This window comes from Novosphingobium sp. BF6 (assembly GCF_058273105.1).
On the sequence record NZ_CM177775.1, the window covers coordinates 651,469 to 671,894 of the forward strand.

22 protein-coding genes and 1 pseudogene are annotated in these 20,426 nt (G+C 66.8%); 11 read left to right on the forward strand and 12 right to left on the reverse strand.

Annotation, left to right across the window (positions count from 1 at the left end):
• Positions 1–60: 60 nt before the first annotated feature.
• The 5 genes from AC4D6D_RS03200 to AC4D6D_RS03220 all read left to right on the forward strand — a co-directional run bounded on the left by AC4D6D_RS03200 (position 61) and on the right by AC4D6D_RS03220 (position 4,908).
• The gene (locus AC4D6D_RS03200; RefSeq protein WP_491326467.1) at positions 61–1,596 is read left to right on the forward strand and encodes a peptide chain release factor 3; all 1,536 of its coding nucleotides are present in this window, start codon (positions 61–63) and stop codon (positions 1,594–1,596) included.
• A gap of 238 nt (positions 1,597–1,834) precedes the next feature.
• Positions 1,835–2,539 carry an endonuclease/exonuclease/phosphatase family protein gene (locus AC4D6D_RS03205; protein ID WP_491326468.1) on the forward strand — a complete coding sequence of 235 codons (705 nt, stop codon included), beginning with the start codon at positions 1,835–1,837 and terminating at the stop codon, positions 2,537–2,539.
• A gap of 150 nt (positions 2,540–2,689) precedes the next feature.
• Positions 2,690–3,028, forward strand: coding sequence for a P-II family nitrogen regulator (locus AC4D6D_RS03210; RefSeq protein ID WP_021232713.1), 339 nt, complete (start codon positions 2,690–2,692; stop codon positions 3,026–3,028).
• Between the two features lie 29 nt (positions 3,029–3,057).
• A complete protein-coding gene (locus AC4D6D_RS03215; protein WP_491326469.1) occupies positions 3,058–4,362 on the forward strand; it encodes an ammonium transporter in 1,305 nt (434 codons plus the stop codon).
• A gap of 207 nt (positions 4,363–4,569) precedes the next feature.
• Entirely contained in the window at positions 4,570–4,908 is a 339-nt protein-coding gene (locus AC4D6D_RS03220) for a P-II family nitrogen regulator (protein ID WP_147216509.1), read from the forward strand.
• A gap of 9 nt (positions 4,909–4,917) precedes the next feature.
• Here the strand turns inward: AC4D6D_RS03220 and AC4D6D_RS03225 are convergent, their stop codons facing one another.
• Positions 4,918–5,346, reverse strand: a complete 429-nt coding sequence (locus AC4D6D_RS03225; RefSeq protein ID WP_465146150.1) for a protein tyrosine phosphatase family protein — start codon at positions 5,344–5,346, stop codon at positions 4,918–4,920.
• A gap of 299 nt (positions 5,347–5,645) precedes the next feature.
• Here AC4D6D_RS03225 and AC4D6D_RS03230 point away from each other — a divergent pair, with 299 nt between their 5' ends.
• The 6 genes from AC4D6D_RS03230 to queC all read left to right on the forward strand — a co-directional run bounded on the left by AC4D6D_RS03230 (position 5,646) and on the right by queC (position 10,880).
• On the forward strand, positions 5,646–6,419 hold the full coding sequence (locus tag AC4D6D_RS03230) for a cold-shock protein (protein WP_491326470.1): 774 nt from the start codon (positions 5,646–5,648) through the stop codon (positions 6,417–6,419).
• Between the two features lie 142 nt (positions 6,420–6,561).
• On the forward strand, positions 6,562–7,752 hold the full coding sequence (locus AC4D6D_RS03235) for an aspartate aminotransferase family protein (RefSeq protein ID WP_491326471.1): 1,191 nt from the start codon (positions 6,562–6,564) through the stop codon (positions 7,750–7,752).
• Positions 7,752–8,678 (forward strand): ornithine carbamoyltransferase, encoded by a 927-nt coding sequence (argF, locus tag AC4D6D_RS03240; protein ID WP_491326472.1) that lies wholly within the window; start codon positions 7,752–7,754, stop codon positions 8,676–8,678. Before AC4D6D_RS03235 ends, argF begins: the two co-directional genes overlap by 1 nt.
• On the forward strand, positions 8,675–9,580 hold the full coding sequence (hslO, locus tag AC4D6D_RS03245; protein WP_491326473.1) for an Hsp33 family molecular chaperone HslO: 906 nt from the start codon (positions 8,675–8,677) through the stop codon (positions 9,578–9,580). The genes argF and hslO overlap by 4 nt, the downstream gene beginning before the upstream one ends.
• Positions 9,581–9,735: 155 nt before the next feature.
• Positions 9,736–10,119: a hypothetical protein gene (locus AC4D6D_RS03250; RefSeq protein ID WP_491326474.1), complete on the forward strand. Its 384-nt coding sequence runs from the start codon at positions 9,736–9,738 to the stop codon at positions 10,117–10,119.
• A gap of 50 nt (positions 10,120–10,169) precedes the next feature.
• On the forward strand, positions 10,170–10,880 hold the full coding sequence (gene queC / locus AC4D6D_RS03255; RefSeq protein ID WP_491326475.1) for a 7-cyano-7-deazaguanine synthase QueC: 711 nt from the start codon (positions 10,170–10,172) through the stop codon (positions 10,878–10,880).
• Positions 10,881–11,013: 133 nt separating this feature from the next.
• On the opposite strand, the gene AC4D6D_RS03260 is transcribed toward queC, so the two are convergent.
• The 11 genes and pseudogenes from AC4D6D_RS03260 to AC4D6D_RS03310 form a co-directional block, all read right to left on the reverse strand.
• Positions 11,014–12,039: an OmpA family protein gene (locus AC4D6D_RS03260; RefSeq protein WP_491326476.1), complete on the reverse strand. Its 1,026-nt coding sequence runs from the start codon at positions 12,037–12,039 to the stop codon at positions 11,014–11,016.
• Between the two features lie 189 nt (positions 12,040–12,228).
• Complete coding sequence (locus tag AC4D6D_RS03265; RefSeq protein WP_491326477.1) at positions 12,229–12,687, reverse strand: DUF2793 domain-containing protein; 459 nt, start codon at positions 12,685–12,687, stop codon at positions 12,229–12,231.
• A complete protein-coding gene (locus AC4D6D_RS03270; protein WP_491326478.1) occupies positions 12,684–14,903 on the reverse strand; it encodes a GTA baseplate fiber-binding domain-containing protein in 2,220 nt (739 codons plus the stop codon). The genes AC4D6D_RS03265 and AC4D6D_RS03270 overlap by 4 nt, the downstream gene beginning before the upstream one ends.
• A 2-nt stretch (positions 14,904–14,905) precedes the next feature.
• On the reverse strand, positions 14,906–15,319 hold the full coding sequence (locus AC4D6D_RS03275) for a C40 family peptidase (protein ID WP_491326479.1): 414 nt from the start codon (positions 15,317–15,319) through the stop codon (positions 14,906–14,908).
• Positions 15,320–15,330: 11 nt separating this feature from the next.
• A complete protein-coding gene (locus AC4D6D_RS03280; protein WP_491326480.1) occupies positions 15,331–16,155 on the reverse strand; it encodes a DUF2163 domain-containing protein in 825 nt (274 codons plus the stop codon).
• Positions 16,152–18,485: a phage distal tail protein, Rcc01695 family gene (locus AC4D6D_RS03285; protein WP_491326481.1), complete on the reverse strand. Its 2,334-nt coding sequence runs from the start codon at positions 18,483–18,485 to the stop codon at positions 16,152–16,154. Before AC4D6D_RS03285 ends, AC4D6D_RS03280 begins: the two co-directional genes overlap by 4 nt.
• A 19-nt stretch (positions 18,486–18,504) precedes the next feature.
• Positions 18,505–19,074 (reverse strand): tail tape measure protein, encoded by a 570-nt coding sequence (locus tag AC4D6D_RS03290; protein ID WP_491326482.1) that lies wholly within the window; start codon positions 19,072–19,074, stop codon positions 18,505–18,507.
• Positions 19,064–19,264, reverse strand: coding sequence for a phage tail assembly chaperone (locus AC4D6D_RS03295; RefSeq protein ID WP_491326483.1), 201 nt, complete (start codon positions 19,262–19,264; stop codon positions 19,064–19,066). Before AC4D6D_RS03295 ends, AC4D6D_RS03290 begins: the two co-directional genes overlap by 11 nt.
• Positions 19,261–19,569: a gene transfer agent family protein gene (locus AC4D6D_RS03300; RefSeq protein WP_491327189.1), complete on the reverse strand. Its 309-nt coding sequence runs from the start codon at positions 19,567–19,569 to the stop codon at positions 19,261–19,263. Before AC4D6D_RS03300 ends, AC4D6D_RS03295 begins: the two co-directional genes overlap by 4 nt.
• A 38-nt stretch (positions 19,570–19,607) precedes the next feature.
• A pseudogene (locus AC4D6D_RS03305) lies at positions 19,608–20,012 on the reverse strand (phage major tail protein, TP901-1 family); the annotation flags it as partial.
• A 24-nt stretch (positions 20,013–20,036) separates the two neighbouring features.
• Positions 20,037–20,426, reverse strand: a complete 390-nt coding sequence (locus tag AC4D6D_RS03310; RefSeq protein WP_491326484.1) for a DUF3168 domain-containing protein — start codon at positions 20,424–20,426, stop codon at positions 20,037–20,039.

Here is a 20,426-nt window from a genome sequence, read left to right on the forward strand (position 1 = left end):
CCGCTTCCCCTGCCATCTGGCCCCTTTCCATCTGGCCCCGCGCCCACTAATAGCGCGCCGATGAGCAACGTCCCCCACCAGTCCCGGCGCACTTTCGCGATCATCTCGCACCCTGACGCCGGCAAGACCACCCTGACCGAGAAGCTGCTGCTGCAAGGCGGCGCAATCCACCTGGCAGGACAGGTCAAGGCCCGCGGCGCCGCACGCCGTGCGCGGTCGGACTGGATGAAGATCGAGCAGCAGCGCGGCATTTCCGTGACCAGCTCGGTCATGACTTTCGAGCGCGACGGGATCACCTTCAACCTGCTCGACACACCGGGCCACGAGGACTTCTCGGAAGACACCTACCGCACGCTCACCGCGGTCGATTCGGCGATCATGGTGATCGACGCGGCCAAGGGCATCGAGCCGCAGACCCGCAAGCTCTTCGAGGTCTGCCGCCTGCGTTCGGTGCCGATCATCACCTTCATCAACAAGGTGGACCGCGAAGGCCGCGCCTGCTTCGACCTGATGGACGAAGTGGCCGATATGCTGGCGCTCGACGTCTGCCCGATGTCCTGGCCGGTCGGCATGGGCGGTCTGTTCGAGGGCATTCTCGACATCGAGAGCGGCCGGATCAGCCGTCCCGAGGGGGCGAGCAAGGAATTCCTCGGCAAAGTCGACGAAGGCGCGACCCTGCCCGATGCCGTTGCGGAAGAACTCGAACTGGCGCAGGCCGGTTATCCCGAGTTCGACGTCGAGGCCTATCGCGGCGGCGACCTCACCCCGGTCTACTTCGGTTCGGCGCTCAAGAACTTCGGTGTCACCGAACTGATCGACGCGATCGAGAAGTTCGCCCCGCCGCCGCGCCCGCAGCCTTCCAACGAGGGTACGATCGAGCCGGAGAACAAGGAAGTCACGGGCTTCATCTTCAAGGTCCAGGCCAACATGGACCCGATGCACCGCGACCGCATCGCCTTCATGCGTCTGGTCTCGGGCACCTTCAAGCGCGGCATGAAGCTGACGCCCTCGGGCCTGGGCAAGCCGATCGCGGTGCACTCGCCGATCCTGTTCTTCGCGCAGGACCGCGAGATCGCCGACAATGCCGAGCCGGGCGATATCATCGGCATTCCCAACCACGGCACCTTGCGCGTGGGGGATACCCTGTCCGAGAAGAACCAGGTCCGCTTCACCGGCCTGCCGAACTTCGCCCCGGAAATCCTGCGCCGCGTGGCGCTGAAGGACCCGACCAAGACCAAGCAGCTGCGCAAGGCGCTCGACGATCTTTCCGAAGAGGGCGTGATCCAGGTGTTCTACCCGGAGATCGGCTCGCAGTGGGTGGTCGGCGTGGTCGGCCAGCTCCAGCTCGACGTGCTGATCAGCCGTCTCGAAGCCGAATACAAGGTGGAGGCGGTGCTGGAGCCGGCGCCCTTCGACACCGCGCGCTGGCTCAAGGGCGACGACAAGGCCTTGCGCGACTTCGGCGAGTTCAACAAGATGAACCTCGCCAAGGACCGCGACGGCGACCCGGTGTTCATGGCCCGCTCGGCCTGGGACGTGAGCTACCAGCAGGAACGCAACCCGGACCTGACCTTCAGCGCGACGAAGGAGCGCTGATCCTTCGGCAAGCTTGGGATGACCCTTCGACAGGCTCAGGATGAGCGGGCGTGGTGCGTACCTCTAGCGGGCGCGGTGAATACCCCTCAATCTCACGCAGCCTGAGCGGGTGGGGGGCACATACCTCCCAACCCCGCTCAGGCTGAGCCTGTCGAAGCCCACGCATAATCAAGCCAAGTCCGGAACCTGACAGGGCGCCGATGGATTGCTAAAGCCAGCATCCCTCCGGAGTCCCGACTTGCAGATCAAGTTCGCCAGCTACAACATCCACAAGGCCGTCGGTCTAGACCGGCGGCGCGACCCCGAGCGCATCCTTACCGTGCTGCGCGAGATCGATGCCGACGTCGTGGCCTTGCAGGAAGTGGACCGCCGCTTCGGCCGCCGCATGAGCGCGCTGCCGCTCGATGCCATCCACACGACCACCGATTACGTGCCGGTGCCGCTGTCGATGAAGCCCGACAGCCTCGGCTGGCACGGCAATGCCATCCTCGTGCGCAAGGGCATCGACCTCCTCGAAGCGGAAGCCGTGCCGCTGCCGGTGCTGGAGCCACGCGGGGCGATCCGGGCTGACCTCTCGCTCCATGGCCATCGCTTTCGCGTCGTCGGCATGCACCTCGATCTCTCCGGTCTGCGCCGCCGGTTGCAGGTGCGAAGCGTGCTTGCCCATGTCGATGCCTGCGAGGCCTCGGTGCCCACCGTGATGATGGGCGATCTCAACGAATGGTCTGCGGGAGGCGGCTGTTTCCGGGAGTTTCACGAACCCTGGCAAGTGCTTGCACCGGGGCGCAGCTTTCCGTCGCGGCGGCCGCTCGCCCGGCTCGACCGCATCATCGTGTCGCAGGAATGGGCAGTTACGGGAACAAACGTTCATCATAGCCCGCTTTCCGCGATAGGATCTGACCATCTGCCGGTCTTTGCGTCACTAGAGTTGCCTAAAAAATAGGCAACTGCTCAGGAATCGAGCGACGCTTCATGCTGCACTTGCGTTGAGTGGAGCAAAATTTCGTCAGAAAACGGCCGATTGGTAAATTGGCACACCCCTTGCTTATCCATTGTTAACCGGCGCGGGGCCGGTCGAAAACAGGGGATAGGCATGAAGTTCATCATAGCCATCATCAAGCCCTTCAAGCTCGACGAGGTTCGGGAAGCGTTGGGGGCAATCGGGGTCGCCGGGATGACCGTGACCGAGGTGAAGGGCTTCGGGCGTCAGAAGGGTCAGACCGAAATCTACCGTGGGGCCGAATATTCGACCAACATGCTCCCGAAAGTGAAGATCGAAGTGGCCGCGCCCGACGATCTGGCACCGAAGATCGTGGAAACGATCCAGCAGGTCGCCAGCACCGAGGCGATCGGCGACGGCAAGATCTTCGTCCTCGACCTGGCTTCCGCCGTGCGCATCCGCACCGGCGAGTCCGGGGACACCGCGCTTTGACCCGCGCTTTCGACAGGAGGGAAACCACGATGAACCGCAAGATTCTTTGCGGCGCGGGCGCACTGGGTGCGTCGCTGTTCGCCGCCATGCCTGCCTGGGCGCAGGACGCCGCCGCTACCCCGACGATCGACAAGGGCGACACCGCCTGGATGCTGACGTCGACGCTGCTCGTCTTCCTGATGATCCTGCCCGGCCTCGCCCTGTTCTACGGCGGCCTGACCCGCTCCAAGAACATGCTTTCGACGATGACGCAGATCGGTGCGGCAGCCAGCCTCGCGATGCTGATCTGGGTCATGTACGGCTACACCATGGCCTTCGGTGAGGGCGGCAATGCCTTCGTTGCCGGTTTCGGCAAGGCCTTCCTCAAGGGCATTACCCCGGATTCCGTATCGGGCACGATCCCCGAATACGTCTTCGTCTGCTTCCAGATGACCTTCGCGGCGATCACCATCGCGCTGGTGCTGGGTTCCACGGTCGAGCGCATCAAGTTCTCGGCGGTCATGGTCTTCGCCGTGATTTGGCTGACGATCGTCTATTTCCCGATCGCGCACATGGTCTGGGCTCCGAGCGGCTACTTCTTCGGCCTCGGCGCACTCGACTATGCGGGCGGCACCGTCGTCCACATCAACGCCGGTGTCTCGGCGCTGGTCGCCGCGCTCATCCTCGGCAAGCGCAAGGGCTTCCCCAACGAACCGATGCCGCCGCACTCGCTGACGCTGACTTTCGTCGGCACCGGCCTGCTGTGGGTGGGCTGGTTCGGCTTCAACGCCGGTTCGGCGCTCTCGGCCAACGGCGCCGCCAGCCTCGCCATGATCAACACTTTCGTCGCCACCGCTTCTGCAGGCCTGTTCTGGATGCTCGCCGAGCGTCTCGCCGGTCACAAGGGTTCGGCCCTGGGCTTCTGCTCGGGCGTCGTCGCCGGTCTCGTTGCGATCACTCCGGCCGCAGGCAACTCGGGTCCGTTCGGCGCGATCGTCCTTGGCGGCGTCGCTTCGGTGATCTGCTTCTTCGCGGTCAGCAAGCTCAAGCCCGCACTCGGCTATGACGATGCGCTCGACGCTTTCGGCGTCCACGGCGTAGGCGGCATCGTCGGCGCGATCGGCACCGGCATCGTCTATTCGCCGGCGCTCGGTGGTCCGGGCAAGGCCGACTTCGGGATGGGTTCGCAGCTCGTGATCCAGATCGAGGCGGTGCTGGCCACCATCGTGATCTCCACCATCGGCACCGTCATCGCGATCTTCATCGCCAAGGCAGTCACCGGCCTGCGCGTCGCTCCGGAAGTCGAACTGGAAGGTCTCGACATCGGCGAGCACGGCGAGCGCGCCTACAACTGAGTTTCAAGTTTGGAGTTTGGCGGCGGCGGATACTTCTTCCTCTCCTACGATCCGTCGTCGCCTCCCGGTGTTCCTCCTGCGAACACAAACTCAAGGGCCGGAGCCAGCCGCTCCGGCCCATTTTTCTGTCTGGATTTTCCCCCGAATTTCCTTTGTCGCGCTCGCGGCAATGTGTGATGTTATGCACGCCCCTGCGGGAGATTGGCCGTGAAATACATCATCGCGATCATCAAGCCCTTCAAGTTCGCCGACGTGAAGGACGCGCTCTCCGCAGCCGGAATTTCCGGCCTGACCGTATCGGAAGTCAGCGGCTTCGGGCGGCAGAAGGGCCAGACCGAGATCTATCGCGGCGCCGAATATGCCTCCAGCATGGTGCCCAAGCTGAAGCTGGAGATCGCGGTGTCCGACGCTTTCGCGCCCACCGTCATCGACGTCATCCGCACGACCGCCAGCACCGCCGAGATCGGCGACGGCAAGATCTTCGTCATCGACCTGGCGGATGTCCTGAGGGTCCGCACCGGAGAGCAGGGCGATATCGCGCTCTGAAGCGCGCGCTCAGTTCCCCGCGGCGAACATATCGATCAACTGACGGATCGGTGAGACGTCGTAGCCTGCGCCTGCTGCCTTGGAGGCAATCACCGAGGGATTGTCGCCGGCCTTGGCCCGCGCGAGCGCCCAAAGCAGCGTGGAACGCGTGCCCGAGCGGCAATAGGCAAGCACCGGACCTTCGGCGGTATCCAGCGCTTCGGCCATGGCCGTGACCTGGGCCTGGCTGAAGCCGCCGTGGCCCACGGGAATCGCCACGTAGTCGATTCCGGCAGCGCGCGCTTCGGCCTCGATCACCTCGCCCGGAACCTGGTCTTCGCTCTCGCCTTCGGGGCGGTTGTTGACGATCCGCACGATTCCAAGGGCTTTCGCTTCGGCAATGGCGTCGGTGCCGATCTGCGGGCTGGCGAAGACGGTGTCGGTGATCTGGCGGAACATGGAAGCGAGTCTCCGGTATGAACGGGCCGTTTGGGCCCCGGTTCGGCCTGAAATTCGTCCACGTCAAGGCCTCTGTCCCTGCTAAAAGCAAGGCAGAACGCCGTGAAAATGCGATATTTCGTCAATCTGAAGGGAAAATGCCCCTTAATTGTGTTCGCCATGTGGCAGAACCTCGTGTATGACTCGCGATTGCAGGCAGGTTCCGGCGCATTCCGGCTATCTGGTCTGCCGCCCGGCGCGGTTCGTCCACGTGTCCGGGTTCATGCTTTTTGGGGCGCAGCGAAGGTACGTTCGTAGACATGGGTTTTGACAGAGGTCGTCGCGGAAGGGGACGCGACAAGCGCGATGGTGGTTTTGGGGAGAACGAGTTCGATCCGTTCTTTGCCGGCCAGGATCGTTTCGGCGGCGGTGACCGGTTCGGTGGCGGCGATCGCTTCGGCGGCGGCGGCAACGATCGCGGTGGTTTCGGCGGCGGTGACCGCTTCGGCGGCGGCGGCGGTGATCGCGGCGGCTTCGGTGGCCCGCGCGGCGGCGGTGGTGGCGGCTTCGGCGGCCCGCGCGGCGGCGGCGGTGGCGGCATGCCTGCCCAGGTCGTCGGCCAGGGCAAGGGCGTCGTAAAGTTCTTCAACGGTGCAAAGGGCTTCGGCTTCATCCAGCGTGATGAAGGCGGCGAAGATGTGTTCGTGCACATCAGCGCTGTCGAGCGTGCCGGTCTCGAAGGTCTGGCCGAAGGTCAGCAGCTGGAATTCCAGCTCGTCGATCGCGGCGGCAAGGTCTCGGCCAGCGAACTCGTCGTCGTCGGCGACGTGATCCCGGTCGCCAAGCGCGAGCCCGCGCCGCAGCGTCAGCTGACCGGCGAAAAGGCCAGCGGCACGGTCAAGTTCTTCAATTCCATGAAGGGCTTCGGCTTCATCACCCGTGATGACGGCCAGCCGGACGCTTTCGTGCACATCAGCGCTGTCGAGCGTTCGGGCCTCGGTGCCCTGAACGAAGGCGATCGCGTGGAGTTCGACATTGAGGTCGATCGACGAGGCAAGTACTCGGCGGTCAACCTGGCGCCGCTCCAGGCCTGATCCCGATCTGCAACGCTCCCGGTGTTTGACCGGGGGGCTGCAAACACCTAAAAGCGCGCAAATGGCGGTCCGGATAGGGCCGCCATTTGTCGTTTGCGATTCCCGTTCTCACTTCACTGTTTCGTTATCGAGGAATTCCGTCATGTCGATCACTCCGCTGATGCCCGTGTACCCCCGGTGCGGCGTTCGGCCCGTTCGCGGCGAACACTGTCACCTCATCAGTGAAGACGGTCGCCGATTCCTCGATTTCGCGAGCGGCATTGCCGTCAACCTGCTCGGCCATTCGCATCCCGGCCTGATCGGCGCGATCCAGAAGCAGGCCGAGACGCTGATGCACGTCTCCAATCTCTACGGCAGCCCGCAGGGCGAGGCGATCGCCCAGCGCCTGATCGACCTGACCTTCGCCGACACGGTGTTCTTCACCAATTCCGGCGCGGAAGCGGTCGAATGTGCGATCAAGACCGCGCGCGCCTATCACCAGCACGTCGGCAACGACCACAAGTACGAGCTGATCACTTTCAAGAACGCCTTCCACGGCCGGACGATGGCAACGATCAGTGCCTCCAACCAGGAGAAGATGCACAAGGGCTTCCTGCCCCTGCTGCCCGGCTTCAAGTACGTGGAGTTCAACGATCTTGAGGCGGCCAAGGCGGCGATCGGCCCCAATACCGCCGGTTTCCTGGTCGAACCGATCCAGGGCGAAGGCGGCATCCGCATCGCTTCGGACGAATTCCTTCAGGGCCTGCGCGCGCTGTGCGACGAGCATGACCTCATGCTGGTGCTCGACGAAGTGCAGAGCGGCGTCGGCCGCGCCGGGACGCTCTATGCCTACGAGCAGTTCGGCATCGTGCCGGATATCGTGTCGACGGCCAAGGGCATCGGCGGCGGCTTCCCGGTCGGCGCCTGCCTCGCCACCGAGAAGGCGGCGCGCGGCATGGTGATCGGCGCGCACGGTTCGACTTATGGCGGCAACCCCTTTGCGATGGCGGCGATCGGCGCCGTGCTCGACGTGGTTTCGGACGAGACTTTCCTTGCCGACGTCCGCGCCAAGGGCGAGCGGCTGCGCGGACGGCTGGAGCAGTTCATCGGCAACTATCCCGAGCTGTTCGAATCGGTCCATGGCCGCGGCCTGTTCATCGGCGTGAAGCTCAAGATCGAGCCGCGCGCTTTCGTCGGCCATATGCGCGACAATCACCAGTTGCTGACGGTTTCGGCGGGCGACAATGTCGTGCGCGTTCTGCCGCCGCTGGTCATCGACGATAGCCACATCGACGAGTTCATGGAGCGTCTCTCCGCCGCGGCGGCGAGCTATCAACCGGAAGAGGTGGCCTGATGAGCCGGGATTTCCTCGACCTGAGCGACGCCGGCGGCCCGGTTCTGGCTGCCATGATCAACGACGCGATCGACCGCAAGGCGGCGCGCATCGGCCTGCCCAAGGGGCAGGCCGATGCCGATGCGCCGCTGGCCGGTCACGTCCTGGCGATGATCTTCGAGAAGAACTCGACCCGCACCCGTGTCTCCTTCGACATGGCGATGCGCCAGCTTGGCGGCAGTGCGCTGATCCTGGAAGCGGGATCGACCCAGCTCGGCCGCGGCGAGACCGTGGCCGACACCGCCCGCGTGCTCAGCCGCATGGTCGATGCGATCATGATCCGCACCGACGATCACGCCAAGATCGAGGAACTCGCGCGCCATGCCGACGTGCCGGTGATCAACGGCCTGACCGACCTGTCGCATCCGTGCCAGATCGTCGCCGATCTGCTGACGATCGTGGAACGCGGTTTCGCGCTGCCCGGCCTTCAGCTCGCCTGGCTGGGGGACGGCAACAATGTCGCCAATTCGCTGATCGAGGCGGCGGGCCTGATGAAGTTCACCATCCGCATCGGCGGCCCGGCAGGCTATGAGCCGGACGCCGGTTTCGTCGAGCGTGCCCGTGCGGCGGGCGGCGAAGTGATCTTCACGCAGGACCCGATCGAAGCGGTTCGCGGCGCACAGGTCGTCGTCACCGATACCTGGGTCTCGATGGGGCAGGCCGGAGGCGAAGTTCACGTCGCGGCGATGCAGCCCTATCAGGTCGATGCCAAGCTGATGGCGAATGCCGCTCCGGATGCGATGTTCCTGCACTGCCTGCCGGCGCATCGCGGCGAGGAAGTGACCGACGAAGTCATCGACGGTCCGCAGTCCGGCGCCTGGGACGAGGCCGAGAACCGTATTCACGGCCAGAAGTCCGTGCTGCTCTGGGCACTGGGCAAGCTGTGAGTGAAGACCTGCCGCGCAGCGACGATACCGGTTTCGATCGCGTCCTGGCCTTCACGGTCCCGACCCGCCATGCGCGCGGGCGGGTCGTGCGGCTGGGGCCGGTCCTCGAAACCGTGCTCTCCGCGCACAGCTATCCCAAGGTCGTCAAGCATGTGCTGGCGGAGGCCCTGGTGCTTACCGCGCTGATGGGCTCGCTGCTCAAGGAAGAGGATGCGCAGCTGACCTTCCAGGCCCAGGCCGAGGGCGGCGCGGTGGACCTGCTGGTCTGCGATTACCGTGGCGGCGAGCTGCGGGGCTACTTGCGGCACGACGAAGCTCTGGCCGAAAAGCTGGAAGAGGACTGCTCGCTGGAGGCGATCTTCGGCAGTGGCTACCTGGCGATCACGTTCGATCTCCAGGTGTCCAACCAGCGCTATCAGGGCGTGGTGCCGCTGGAGGGCGCTTCGCTGGCCGAAGCCTGCGAGAAGTATTTCGCGCAGTCGGAGCAGGTGCCCACCGTCATCCGTATCGCGGTCCGTTCGAACGGGCCGCGCTGCGTGGCGGGCGGCCTGCTGGTGCAGCACCTGCCCGATGGCGAGGAAGGCAAGGAGCGGCTGCACGCCAAGGAGATGCATCCGGATTGGGAGCATGTCTCGATCATGGCCCAGAGCATCCAGCCGGCGGAACTGGTCGATCCGGTGCTCAATCTGGAGCAGTTGCTGTGGCGCCTGTTCCACGAGGAAGACGAAGTCCGCGCCGAGCCGCTGGTGCCGCTGGTGCGGGGATGCCGCTGCTCGGTGGATTATTACCGCAGCATTCTGGAACGGTTCCCCGAGACCGAACGGGCGGACATGCGCGATGAAACCGGCATGGTGCCGGTGGACTGCGCGTTCTGCTCCAAGATCCTGCATGTGCCGGTGTGAAGGCGCCGCTTTGAGGGAATCGGTTTCCCCGCCGACTTGTCTTGCCGGCGGGGAATGACGATATGGGGCGCATGATGGTCCCCAGGTTTCCAAATTTCCCGGCTTTTTCCCGTAACGCATCGCTGGCGGGCCGCCGCCATAGGCGCCTTGCGCTGATGGCCTTGACCGGCAGCGCTGCCCTGCTCGGCGGCGCGAGCGCCGAGGGGCAGAAGCGCCCGCTGGAAATGCTGGACCAGCTGGTTCCCGGTTCCTGGCAGTTGCGTGAGCACGGCACCGGAACTTCGAACGTCAACCTCTGCCTGAGCAGCGGCCGTCAGCTGATTCAGTTCCGCCATCCGGGGCAGGTCTGCAAATCGGTGGTGGTGCAGGATTCGTCCGATGAAGTCGTGGTGCAGTATGTCTGCTCAGGACAGGGCTATGGCCGCACGCATATCCGCCGCGAGACCAACGGGCTGATCCAGCTCGACACACAGGGTATCGTCGGCGGCCAGCCGTTCGACTACGCGGGCGAAGGGCGGCGGACTGGCCTCTGCCGCTGATCGTGCAGCGCAAGGTTGTCATCGCGGCAGCGAAGGCCTAGCTCACGCGCATGCAGATTTCTCAAGATAGCAGTTCTCAGGATGGCGGGGGCCGCAAGGCCGTCGTCCTGCTTTCCGGCGGTCTCGATTCGATGGTTTCGGCCGGTATCGCCCGCGAGACGGGCTTTGCCGTGAATGCCCTGACCATCGACTATAACCAGCGCCATCGCTGCGAGATCGATTCCGCGCGGAGGATCGCGGAATTCGTAGGGGCGGAGCGCCATGTGGTGTTGCCCCTCGACTTGCGCCAGTTCGGCGGATCGGCGCTGACCGACGATATCGAGGTGCCCAAGGACGGGGTCGGTCTCGGTGTGCCCGTGACTTATGTGCCCGCGCGCAACCTCGTGTTCCTGTCGCTGACCCTGGCCTGGGCCGAGGCGATCGGCGCGACCGACATCTTCATCGGCGTCAATGCGCTGGACTATTCGGGCTATCCCGATTGCCGTCCGGAATTCATCGCGGCGTTCCAGGATATCGCCCGGCTGGCCACCAAGGAAGGCGATCAGGGCACCCAGTTCCGGATCCATGCGCCGCTCCAGTTCATGGGCAAGGCGGACATCGCCCGCGAGGCGGATCGGCTGGGCATGGATGCGGGGATGAGCTGGTCCTGCTACGATCCGCAGCCGGGCGACGTGGCTTGCGGCGAATGCGACAGCTGCCGCCTGCGCAAGGCGGGTTTCGCCGATGCCGGGCTGGTCGATCCGACGCCTTACGCGGTCTGATTTCGGAAACTTTTCCAAGCGCAAAAAGCCCCGCGAAAGCGGGGCTTTTTTCAGGCCCGGCGACAGGCAGCAGGCAAAAGAAAAGGGGGTCGGATTGCTCCGACCCCCCAATCTGTAACCGTTGCCGGTTCGCTTACATGCCCGAACCCGGACCGTAAGTGATCTCGACGCGACGGTTCTGCAGCTCGCGCACGCCGTCAGCAGTCGGAACGCGCGGGTTGGCTTCACCGAAGGCCTGGCTCGAGATCGAGCCGTCCGGAATGCCGTGGCCGGTCAGGTATGCACGAACCGAGTCGTTACGGCGTGCCGACAGACCCAGGTTGTACTTCGGGGTACCCGAACGGTCGGTGTAACCGGCCAGCATGATCGGCACGCTGTTGCAGTTGCCATAGGCACTGACGGCGCTGTCGAGGATGGTGGCGGCTTCCGGCGTGATGTCCGACTTATCCCAGTCGAAGAACACGATGTACGGACCCTTGTTGCATTCCACAACCGGCGGCGGCGGCGGCGGCGGCGGCGGCGGGGGAGGCGGCGGCGGCGGCGGCGGCGGCGGCGGCGGAGCTGCCGGTTCGCCGAAGTTGTAGCCGATGGTCGCCATCAGCGAGTGCGAACGCCACTTGGTGCGAACGTCGTCGCCGGTGAGCGAATCGATGAAATTCAGCTTGTTGACGTTGCTGAAGCGATACTTCAGGCCGATGTCGACATGGCTGCTGATCGGCGCGCGGATACCCGCAAGAGCCTGCCAGGCGAAGCCGGTGTCGGAATCGTCCAGGAAGCCGCTGTGAACGCGGCCAACGCCGGCGCCGCCGCCGACGAAGCCCTGAAGGCCGTCATCGGGACCGAAGTCGAGCAGGCCGTTGACCATGAAGGTCAGGTTGCTGGCCTTGCTGCCGCCGGTGTCCTTGACCTTGGCCTGGCGATAGCTGGCTTCGGTTTCGAGACGGAACGGGCCGAAGTCGTAGCCGAGCGCAGCACCGCCGTCGAAGCCGGTCTTGAAGTCTGCGGTCGCGGCGTTGCTGACGCCATCGATCTTGAGATCGGCGTCTTCGACGATCATGGCACCGAAGTCACCTTCGATGTACCACGAGTTGTCGCGCGCCAGCGCGGGAGTGGCGATAGCTGTCGAAGCCAGCGCCAGTCCAATGACGAGTTTCCTCATACGTTTCCCCTACTAAGAGATTTGGAGCCACCGAGTGCCTGTGGTGTCTACCCCCTCAGCTTTCCGTGTGCAAGCGCACATTGGAGCTGACTGTTGCAGAAATGTCGCGTTTTCGGGGGTTTGGTGAGGCGTCGTGACTCCTTTATTGGAAATCGACTTCACGTTATTGCCCCTGCGCAGTGCTGCGTGTCATGCTGATGGAACGATACCCAAGGCTTGCAGGGCGACGACCAGTTCCCCGATCGCCGCCCGAGCCTGAACATCAACTGTCATCCCGCCAAGTGGTTCCACGGGAAGCGAACCTTTTTTCCAAATTCCGTCGAAGAGCCGTTCCTGACCTGTGAAAAGGTCGTAGATGCGAAGCCCTCGACGGGGGCTGATGAATATCCAGTCGCCGCCTTGAAAGCTCGCAATCGCGGCATCGTGGCCGCTCCACGCGCCGGTGGCGCCTGTAGCGACCAGCCAGCATTCGCCCGCTTCGGCGGTTTCGGGCGGTGCGGGTCGCTCTCCGGATACAGTCGAGTGCAAAAGAGCATCGCACCGTGCCAGGGCTTCGTTGACGAACACTTCCTTCTGCGCCTGCCCCGCGTGGAGCAGCGGCAGGGCAAATCGCGGACTGGTGCTTTCGAAAATCACGGCTTCGCTCATGTTCGGATCTCCTTGCGGAAAGACGGGTTCGGGAAGAGATGGAGCATTGTGGAAACCGCGTAAGTGCCCTGCTGGCGCACCCGAAACGCATCGCCGGGAGACAGCGCGGAAAGCGCGGCCAGCAGATCGGGCGGCAGGTCGATCCGGGGCACTTGCAAGGTCCAGGTGGCGAGCGGATTTTCAACTGGTCCGTACGTCAGGAGATAGCTTTCGGCCTGTTCGACCAGCGGCGCGTCGATGCCGTCCTGCCAGTTCCAGTTACCTCGTGCACGCCGGGTCCAGCCAAGGCGCAGGGTCCCGTCGCCGAGTATTTCGGCGCGGGGATGGACCGGGGGGAGCGGACGCATGGTGAGGCCGCTCAGGTGCACGGGGCTGGCGACCGGCTCGGCATCGCTGCGGCCCATGGCGAGGACCTTCCTTTCCGCTGCCGCGCCGAGGCGCGCGGGGTCGAGCGCCGATGCGGTGCCATCGAGAAGGACGAAAACCTCTTCCGCGACATGCCCGGCCACGGCATTTTCGGTGCCGCCGCGCCCGCGCAGGAAGCCTTCGAGGCGCCAACGGCCTTCACCGAGCGCGGTCGCCCGGGCGAACTGGACCAGTTCCTCACCCAGCAGAGCGAGGTTCGCGCCCTCCGCCAGTTGCCGCATAGTGGCCGAAACCAGATTCATGCGCGGATCGACGAGCGTGACCGCCAAGCTGGAGGTGCGGTCGAACAGCAGGGGGCTTTTCGGCGGCAAGGCGGAGGATGCCGTGCCCATGACGGCGCGGCGGCGCCCGCTGCCGCCCAGTGGGTCGAGCTGGCCGTCGCCCCGGTCCGCATAGAGCGCCGCGCCGCTCCAGTTCGCCCCCGCCGAGGACAGGGCGGCGAAAAGGCGCGGTCTTCCGGCGCTGTCCGAGGTGGGATCGTGCGGCAGCTCGAAGGCGGCGAGCAAGGTTGGGGTGGCGGGCAGGTCTTCCGGCGCATTGATCCGGCCGGGGTCGGTGGGAAGCTGCATGGGCGCGTCGGCGCCCGTCGGCACCGCGCGTTCCGCGGTCACTTCCACGCCGCTGTCGCGCCATTCCCATTCAAGCACGCGCCAGCGCCCGCCGATCCGTGGGAAAGTGACGAGCGTGCCGGGCGCCACGGCGGGGTTCAGTTCGGCAGTGCGCCAGGAGATGCGCTCTCGGCGCCAGTCGGTGCGGTGCCGGGCCTGTTCGATTAGGCTTCGCGCCGTGGCGGCTTCGAGCGCGGCGGGCAGTTCGATCGCGCCGGGTGCGCCGGGCAGGGCTTGTCCGGCGGCGTGCTGGATGCCGGGCAGATAGTCGCGGTCGCAGTCGAAGTAGCGCAGGAGCGATAGCGGGCGCTCCTCCGTGCCGCCGCGATGGCGGGTGAAGCCGGTGGCGGCGCCGAAGTCGCCGTCTTCGGTCGGGATCGCCGCTTCTGGCAGGGCGATCGGTTGCACCTGCTGGCGCTCGCGGGTGATCGCCAGCGTTTCGCGGCCCGCGTCGACGGCCAGCGGGAATACCTGATCGATGGTGTCCAGCGCCTCGACGAGGCTGCCCCCGCAGGTGAACCCGCGAAAGCCGGTGAGCGGCACGGCGGTCTCCACATCCTCGATCACCTCGCCTAGCAGATCGGCCAGATCGAAAGCCTCGTCGGCCACGACCTCGAACGTCAGCGCGGGGATGCGGTTGTAGAATTCCGAGAGGTCGAGGTCTTCGAAAACGACATAGGCGAGGTCGCGGTGGGCGGGGCACTGTGCCTCGCCCTCGGCGGCGAGGATCAGCGGGTCGCAGGGCTGGTCGCCGTGGCCGGTGTGGAGGCGCAGGGTGCCGCCGGTCTTGAGGTCTCCCTCCACGCCGCGCAGCAGCTTGCCGTCGGCCCAGATGCGGCCGATGCCGAGGATCGGGCGGCTGGCCAGCGCGACCGCGAAGCTGGCGCTGTAGCTATAGGCCTTGACCGAACCCGCGCCTTTGCCGCCGCCGAGCGTCTCGCTGCTTTCCGAGAGCTCGGTCGCCCAGATCATCTGCCCGGCCACCCGCATCCGCCCGAAATGGCGCGGCAGCGGCTGGCCGTAGCTGGAGGTGGTGACATCCAGTTCCCTGAGCCTCCCGCGCTGGCCGCGCGGGGTGCCGAAGAGCGCGGCGTCGAACTGGCTGCCGACCAGCGAGCCCACGGCACCGCCGATCGGTCCGCCGAGTGCGGTGCCGACGGCGCTGAATACGAGCGTGGCCATGTCTATTCCTTCTCCTCTTCGGGAATCGCGCGCCAATGGCCGATGCGCGGCCAGTCACACGGCAGCGGACCGAGCACGACGCGGCGCAGCCCGGCATGGGCGTGGACGATGCGGGCGCGGCCCAGCGCTACGGCGAAATGGTGCTGGCAGGGACCGGGGCGCAGCAGAAGCACGTCGCCGGGTTCCGGTTCTCCGCTGACGGGTGCGAGGCCGAGGCGTTCGGCCAGGGCATCGGCATCCGGCGTGACCAGCGCGCGCAGGCGGTAGCCGCCCGGCAGGTGTCGCGCCCGTTCGCCCGGCAGGCTGGCGGCGACGACGCCGAGGCAGTCGAGTCCGATCCGTGGGTCCCGGCCATGGAGGCGGAATGGCAGGCCCACGAGTTCGCGCGCCGCTGCGGCGATAGTGGCCCCGTTCATATCGAAGGCGTTCATATAGAAGGTGAGGGGTAGCGGGTGAGCAGGTCGTTTCCGGGCAGGAACGGCTCGCCGCGAAAGTTCGCCGCATTGGCGAAGCGGGTGCCGCAAGTCCCGAGCGTGTGGTCGCAGCCCTCGCGCAGGAAGGCGCGGGTGCCGGGCGGTGTAGTCTCATCCAGCGGGCGGTCGAGGATCAGGCCGCCCGCCTCGGTCGCTCCCATGACGACCATGGTCTCGCCCGCCTGCGGGCCTTCCAGCCAGCGCAAGCTGCCGCCCGCATGGAAAGCGGCATCGACGGGTGCGCTCAGGACCACGGCATTGTTCTCGAGATCGAGCGCCATGAGCACGACTTCGCGGGTGAAGCGCTGCGCATCGAGGTTGCAGCCGGGGCCGCAGAACGCGGCGCGGCAGCTGGGGCTGGTGCGCGGCACCGGATCGCGCAGGAGTTCCTGCTTGCGCGAGGTCAGTTCCGCCGAAAAGCTGCCGTCCTCCTGCGAGACCGCGCCGATCGTGCCGCTATAAAGTGTGTCCCGCTCCAGCGTCTCCCAGTCGATCAGGCCGATGCACACGCGCGCACGGTCGAACCGGCCTGCGGCGAGGTCTTCGGCGGAGATCGCCTCGTGGCTCAGCGTGCCGCGCACGTCGGCGCTGTCCGGCTCGAACCCGGCGGACTTGCGGATCGAGGAGGGCACCATGCCCGGCGCGGCGCGGTGCAGCACGCCGTCGAACCAGAGGTCGGCGTCATGGGTGGTGAAGCCCAGGGTCACGCCGTCGCGGCGGTCGATCCGCCAGAACATGGCGACCGTTTCGAGATCACCGGAAAACCAGATGCGGCTCATGACGCCTCCCGGATCTCGACGAGGGGGACGCTGGGCGCCTCGCCCGCCGCGAAGGCCGCGCCGGAGACTTCGAGGCGGTCCTCGGCGAAGCGCACCGGCACGTCGAACAGGAAGCCCGCGCGGACCTCGGCCCCGGCGGCGGGCGGATCGTCGAATTGAATCACGCCGAGCGGTTCGAGCGACCAGTTGCCGGGCTGCACCATGCCGTCCACCGAGACCATTAGCGTATCGAACCGGGGGCGGGTGATGCGGCGGACTTGCGGATCGTCCTTGCCGTAGCGCTTGGTCAGGGGGAAGGCGGAGCGGGTGCCGTCGCCGATGCCGAGCGGCTGGTCGAGGGGCGTCGGCACGCCGGTCATGCCGTTCGAGCTGAAGTCGCCGGGGTCGCGCAGCAGGAAGGCGCGCGCGGGGCCGCGGCGGGCGCGGTAGAAGGCGATAAGAGTGCCCAGTTCGTCCTCGGAGCGGATGCCGGGGCCGACGTCGAAGCGCAGGCGGGCGTCGGACCAGAGGCTGCTGCGCCGTTCGAAGCCTGATGCGGTGACCGAGATCGCGGTGGAGAACTCGGGCGCCACGGCGGCGTCGCGGCCGAGCGCGAGCGGGTAGGGAACGGCATCGAAGGCCTGCATCGCGTCGGCTCCTGAATCGAGTGGGGCGGGAAGGCGGACGAAGCCGTCGCGGGCGACTTGCGGCAGCGCCCAGACCACGACTTCGTGGTGGGATCGGGCGAGGGCCTCGTCGATGCCGGAATCGATCCGGCGCCACTGGTCGTTCTGCGTGGAGTTCAGCACGAAACCGGCGAGGTAATCCTGCTCCTCGGGCGGATAGCCGAGGTGTTCGTTCACCGTGGCATAGGCGCGGCGGCGCAGGGCGTCGGCTCCGGCAGTGAGCCAGTCGTAGTCCTCCACCTGCAGGCGGTCGAAGGCGGGGGCGGCCCAGCCGGTGGGCAGGTTGGCGCGGCGCATCTCGGGCATGGCCGGGTCGAGCACGGTGGGGGTGAAGACCAGCGCCAGCGCCTCGACCGGCGTCGGCGCGGCGGCGGCGCGGACGGCGGCGACGAGGTCGGTGGTGGACTGCGCGAGCAGGGCACCGGCCTTGTCGAGCAGGGACTTGCGCGCCTCGTCCATCGGAGCGCGCAAGTCGGGAATGGGTGGCGGGGCGCCGCCGAACTTCGCGCCCGCGGCGGGGTCGTAAAGGCAGATGCGCCCGTCCGGGAAGCACCACCACCACGGCTCGCCGACCTGGAAGCGCACCGGGGCACCCGCCTCGATCATCAGCCGGGCGAAGGCGGCGCCGACCGCTTGCAGCCAGTCCATCGCTGTCTCATTCGCGGGCGAGAGCAGGGTGGAAGGCGGGTCCCAGCCGGTGAGGGCGGGATTGCCGTCATGGTCGCGTTGCTTCCAGTCGTCGGGGCAGTGCTGGTCGAGCAGTTCGTAGGACAGCGAGGCGACCGGGCTGAAGCCGAGCTTCACGCAGTCCGCGAAGAAGGCGCGGTGCCAGGCCCGCGTCGGCGCATTGAGCGGGTCCGTCGCGGTGCCGACGCGATAGGTGCCGTCCATGGCGGCGAGCCGGAAGTAATGGCTCATGCCGACGTAATGGACCACCGATCCCCGGTAGCCGAGCTGGCGCACGCTGCGCAGCAGGCGGGCCGGGGTCTGCACGCCCTGGTCGTCGAAGCCGGTGGCCATGGCGAGGCCGCTCGGCGGGAGAATGACGTCGCCGATCTCCAGCATGGCGCGGGCGCCGCCCACCGCGATCTCGCTGAGTTCGATCCAGCCTTCGGCTTCGGCGGGGAGGGGATTGTCGCTGCCGTCGTAATCGGGCGGGCAGAAGGAGATGAACATGCGGTCGATCGCATGGGGCCATACGCGGTCGTCGGACGGCAGCGAGAAGCCCGCCTCCAGTTCCGAGAAGCGCAAGTCGATCCGCGCGTCCTCGCCGGTGCCCACGGCATAGTTCCAGAGCCGCACGTACCAGACGCGCGCCGTGCCTTCCGCGTCGCGGCCTTCGATGGTCAGGGTCGGGCCGGTGCCGGAATCGAGCGCGATCACGCCCGAGGACCGCCAGCGGAAGCGAAGCGCGGTATGCGCGTAGTCGCGGTCGGTCCTGTAGGCGAGCAGCGGGTGGTCGAGGCGGTCCTCGCTTTCCCAGATCAGCCCGCCGAGGTCGCCCTTGCGCAGGAACGAGGCATCGACGCGCAGGGAATCGGGGCCGGTCGAGACCACCGAGGCCATCATCGGGCGGGGGAAGTTGACGGTCCAGAAGCGCGGATCGAAGCGCCTGATCCAGTCGCTCGTCTGTCCGTTGCGCTTGGCGGCAAGCCAGAATGCCATGTCGGGTGCTCCGGTTCTGTCAGCGGGCGGAAAGGGCACGGCGCACGGCGCTGGCGACCTGGCGGGACGAGCGCTGGAGCGACTGCGGCATGCCGGCGCCGCGCGGGCCGGTGAGATTGATGGCGACTTTCACGTCGCGCGCAGGGCCGCCGGAGCCGGTCTCGATCCGCCCGGCGGACGTGGGGACGAACAGTTCCGGTCCGCGCTCGCCGACCAGATAGCCGCGCCCCGGCGCGACATTGCCGCCGGTCGCACGGCCCGGCAGGCCGAGCAGGCCAGAGACCAGTCCGGAGAGATCGAGCGTGCCGGTGGCCGCCTTCGATCCCGTGCCGCCAGCGCCGAACAGGCCCTGCACCGACTGCGCGGCGATCTCGCCGAGCGCCCCGAGGGCCGTGCGCTTGAGATCGTCGAAGCCGAGGCTGCCGCGCCGGATCGCGCCGGTCAGGCCTTTTTCCAGCGCCTGCCCGGCCTGCGTGAAGCCGGATACGAGATCGCCGTCCACGCTGGCGCGCATCTTGGCGATGTCGCGGGTGAAGCCTTCGGTGCCGGCGCGGACTTCCACCAGCAGGCTGTCGATGTCATCGCTCATTGTCGTGCTCCATCAGCTTTTCGAGCAAGGCGCGGTCGAGACCGGGGGGGGCGGTAATGGTGCTCAGCCCCAAGGCGGCGGCGAGCTCGGCGGGGGTGGCGACCCAGAATTCGGAGGGTCGCCACCCGAGCGCCTGCGCGGCCAAGGTGCAGAGGCCCAGCGCGGCCGGGGCGAACCGGGCCTCGCTCATCCGCTGCCTTTCAGGATCTGGCCGAGCAGCATCCGCAGCGGCACGGCGCAGGCGGCGAGACCCTGAGTCACGACCGCCTCGCCCACGGCCTCGCGGGTGATGGCGCGGTGGGGATCGGGGCGGTGGGGATCGAGGCAGTGCCAGAACAGCGCCGCCAATTCGGAAAGGCGAAGCTGCCCCGCGCCCGCGCGCTCGACGAGGGCGAAGAGTGGGCCGAGTTCCTCTTCGGCGGCGACCAGCGCGGTGAAGCTGGGGCGCAGGACATGCGCGGCGCCGCCGATCTCCAGCAGGGCCTCGCCGCGCAGCGGGTTCGCCCGCTCACCCTGAGCTTGTCGAAGGGTCTTGCCGCCGCCACCGCGCCCGAGCTTTCGAGCTGGAGCGTGTAGTTGCGCTCGCCGTTGAAATCCCCGGCATAGTCGAGGCGCTGGACGAGGAATTGGCCGCGCAGTTTCTCGCCGTCCTCGAAGCTCAGTTCGTAGTCGTCGAGCGTGCCCGCCATGGCATTGGCGCGGATCTTCGCCTCGGCGGCAGAGCCGAGGAAGATGCCCGCCGCGCTTACCGAGACCGCGCGGACTCCCGCGCCGGAGAGCAATTCGCGCCAGCCGCCGCTGTCCTTGCTGGTGACGACGACGGTTTCGCCCGTGACCGACATCTGCGTCGTGCGCAGACCGGCGACGGTCTGATAGCTGGCGGGGGCGCTGCCGTTCGAGATCTTGAGAAGGAAGGCGCTGCCTTTCTGGGCGGGCATGGTGAGGCTCCTTTCGTGGGGGTGTCAGGCGGCGAGCAGGCGGAATCGGTATTCGAGCAGGATCGCGCGGCGGCTTTCCCCGCGCTGTTCGGCCCGCGCGCGCAGGAATTGGATGGTGGCGACGTGGAAGCCCGGCTGCTCGCGCGGCAGGCTTTCGATCCGCGCCTCGATCCCGGCGACCAGCGTGGCCGCCGTCTCGGGCGCATCGCCCCGGCAGTGGAGTTCCAGCGCCACGCGGACTTCGCGGCCGGGGGCGGTCTTGCAGCTCCAGTCGGTGCTGGCGCTGGCGGCGATCGCGAGCCACGGCAGGCTGGTGCGGGAGGGGGCTTCCTCCCCCACCGCATTGAGCTGGGCGGCGAGGTCCGGATCGGCGGCGAGCCAGTCGATCAGGGCGGCGCGCAAGGGAATTTCCAT

Coding starts and splice junctions, on each gene's coding strand:
- AC4D6D_RS03200 (WP_491326467.1), top strand. CDS start 61: ATGAGCAACGTCCCCCACCAGTCCCGGCGCACTTTCGCGATCATCTCG.
- AC4D6D_RS03210 (WP_021232713.1), top strand. CDS start 2,690: ATGAAGTTCATCATAGCCATCATCAAGCCCTTCAAGCTCGACGAGGTT.
- AC4D6D_RS03215 (WP_491326469.1), top strand. CDS start 3,058: ATGAACCGCAAGATTCTTTGCGGCGCGGGCGCACTGGGTGCGTCGCTG.
- AC4D6D_RS03225 (WP_465146150.1), bottom strand. CDS start 5,346: ATGTTCCGCCAGATCACCGACACCGTCTTCGCCAGCCCGCAGATCGGC.
- AC4D6D_RS03230 (WP_491326470.1), top strand. CDS start 5,646: ATGGGTTTTGACAGAGGTCGTCGCGGAAGGGGACGCGACAAGCGCGAT.
- AC4D6D_RS03235 (WP_491326471.1), top strand. CDS start 6,562: ATGTCGATCACTCCGCTGATGCCCGTGTACCCCCGGTGCGGCGTTCGG.
- argF (WP_491326472.1), top strand. CDS start 7,752: ATGAGCCGGGATTTCCTCGACCTGAGCGACGCCGGCGGCCCGGTTCTG.
- AC4D6D_RS03250 (WP_491326474.1), top strand. CDS start 9,736: ATGGCCTTGACCGGCAGCGCTGCCCTGCTCGGCGGCGCGAGCGCCGAG.
- queC (WP_491326475.1), top strand. CDS start 10,170: ATGCAGATTTCTCAAGATAGCAGTTCTCAGGATGGCGGGGGCCGCAAG.
- AC4D6D_RS03260 (WP_491326476.1), bottom strand. CDS start 12,039: ATGAGGAAACTCGTCATTGGACTGGCGCTGGCTTCGACAGCTATCGCC.
- AC4D6D_RS03265 (WP_491326477.1), bottom strand. CDS start 12,687: ATGAGCGAAGCCGTGATTTTCGAAAGCACCAGTCCGCGATTTGCCCTG.
- AC4D6D_RS03270 (WP_491326478.1), bottom strand. CDS start 14,903: ATGGCCACGCTCGTATTCAGCGCCGTCGGCACCGCACTCGGCGGACCG.
- AC4D6D_RS03275 (WP_491326479.1), bottom strand. CDS start 15,319: ATGAACGGGGCCACTATCGCCGCAGCGGCGCGCGAACTCGTGGGCCTG.
- AC4D6D_RS03280 (WP_491326480.1), bottom strand. CDS start 16,155: ATGAGCCGCATCTGGTTTTCCGGTGATCTCGAAACGGTCGCCATGTTC.
- AC4D6D_RS03285 (WP_491326481.1), bottom strand. CDS start 18,485: ATGGCATTCTGGCTTGCCGCCAAGCGCAACGGACAGACGAGCGACTGG.
- AC4D6D_RS03290 (WP_491326482.1), bottom strand. CDS start 19,074: ATGAGCGATGACATCGACAGCCTGCTGGTGGAAGTCCGCGCCGGCACC.
- AC4D6D_RS03295 (WP_491326483.1), bottom strand. CDS start 19,264: ATGAGCGAGGCCCGGTTCGCCCCGGCCGCGCTGGGCCTCTGCACCTTG.
- AC4D6D_RS03310 (WP_491326484.1), bottom strand. CDS start 20,426: ATGGAAATTCCCTTGCGCGCCGCCCTGATCGACTGGCTCGCCGCCGAT.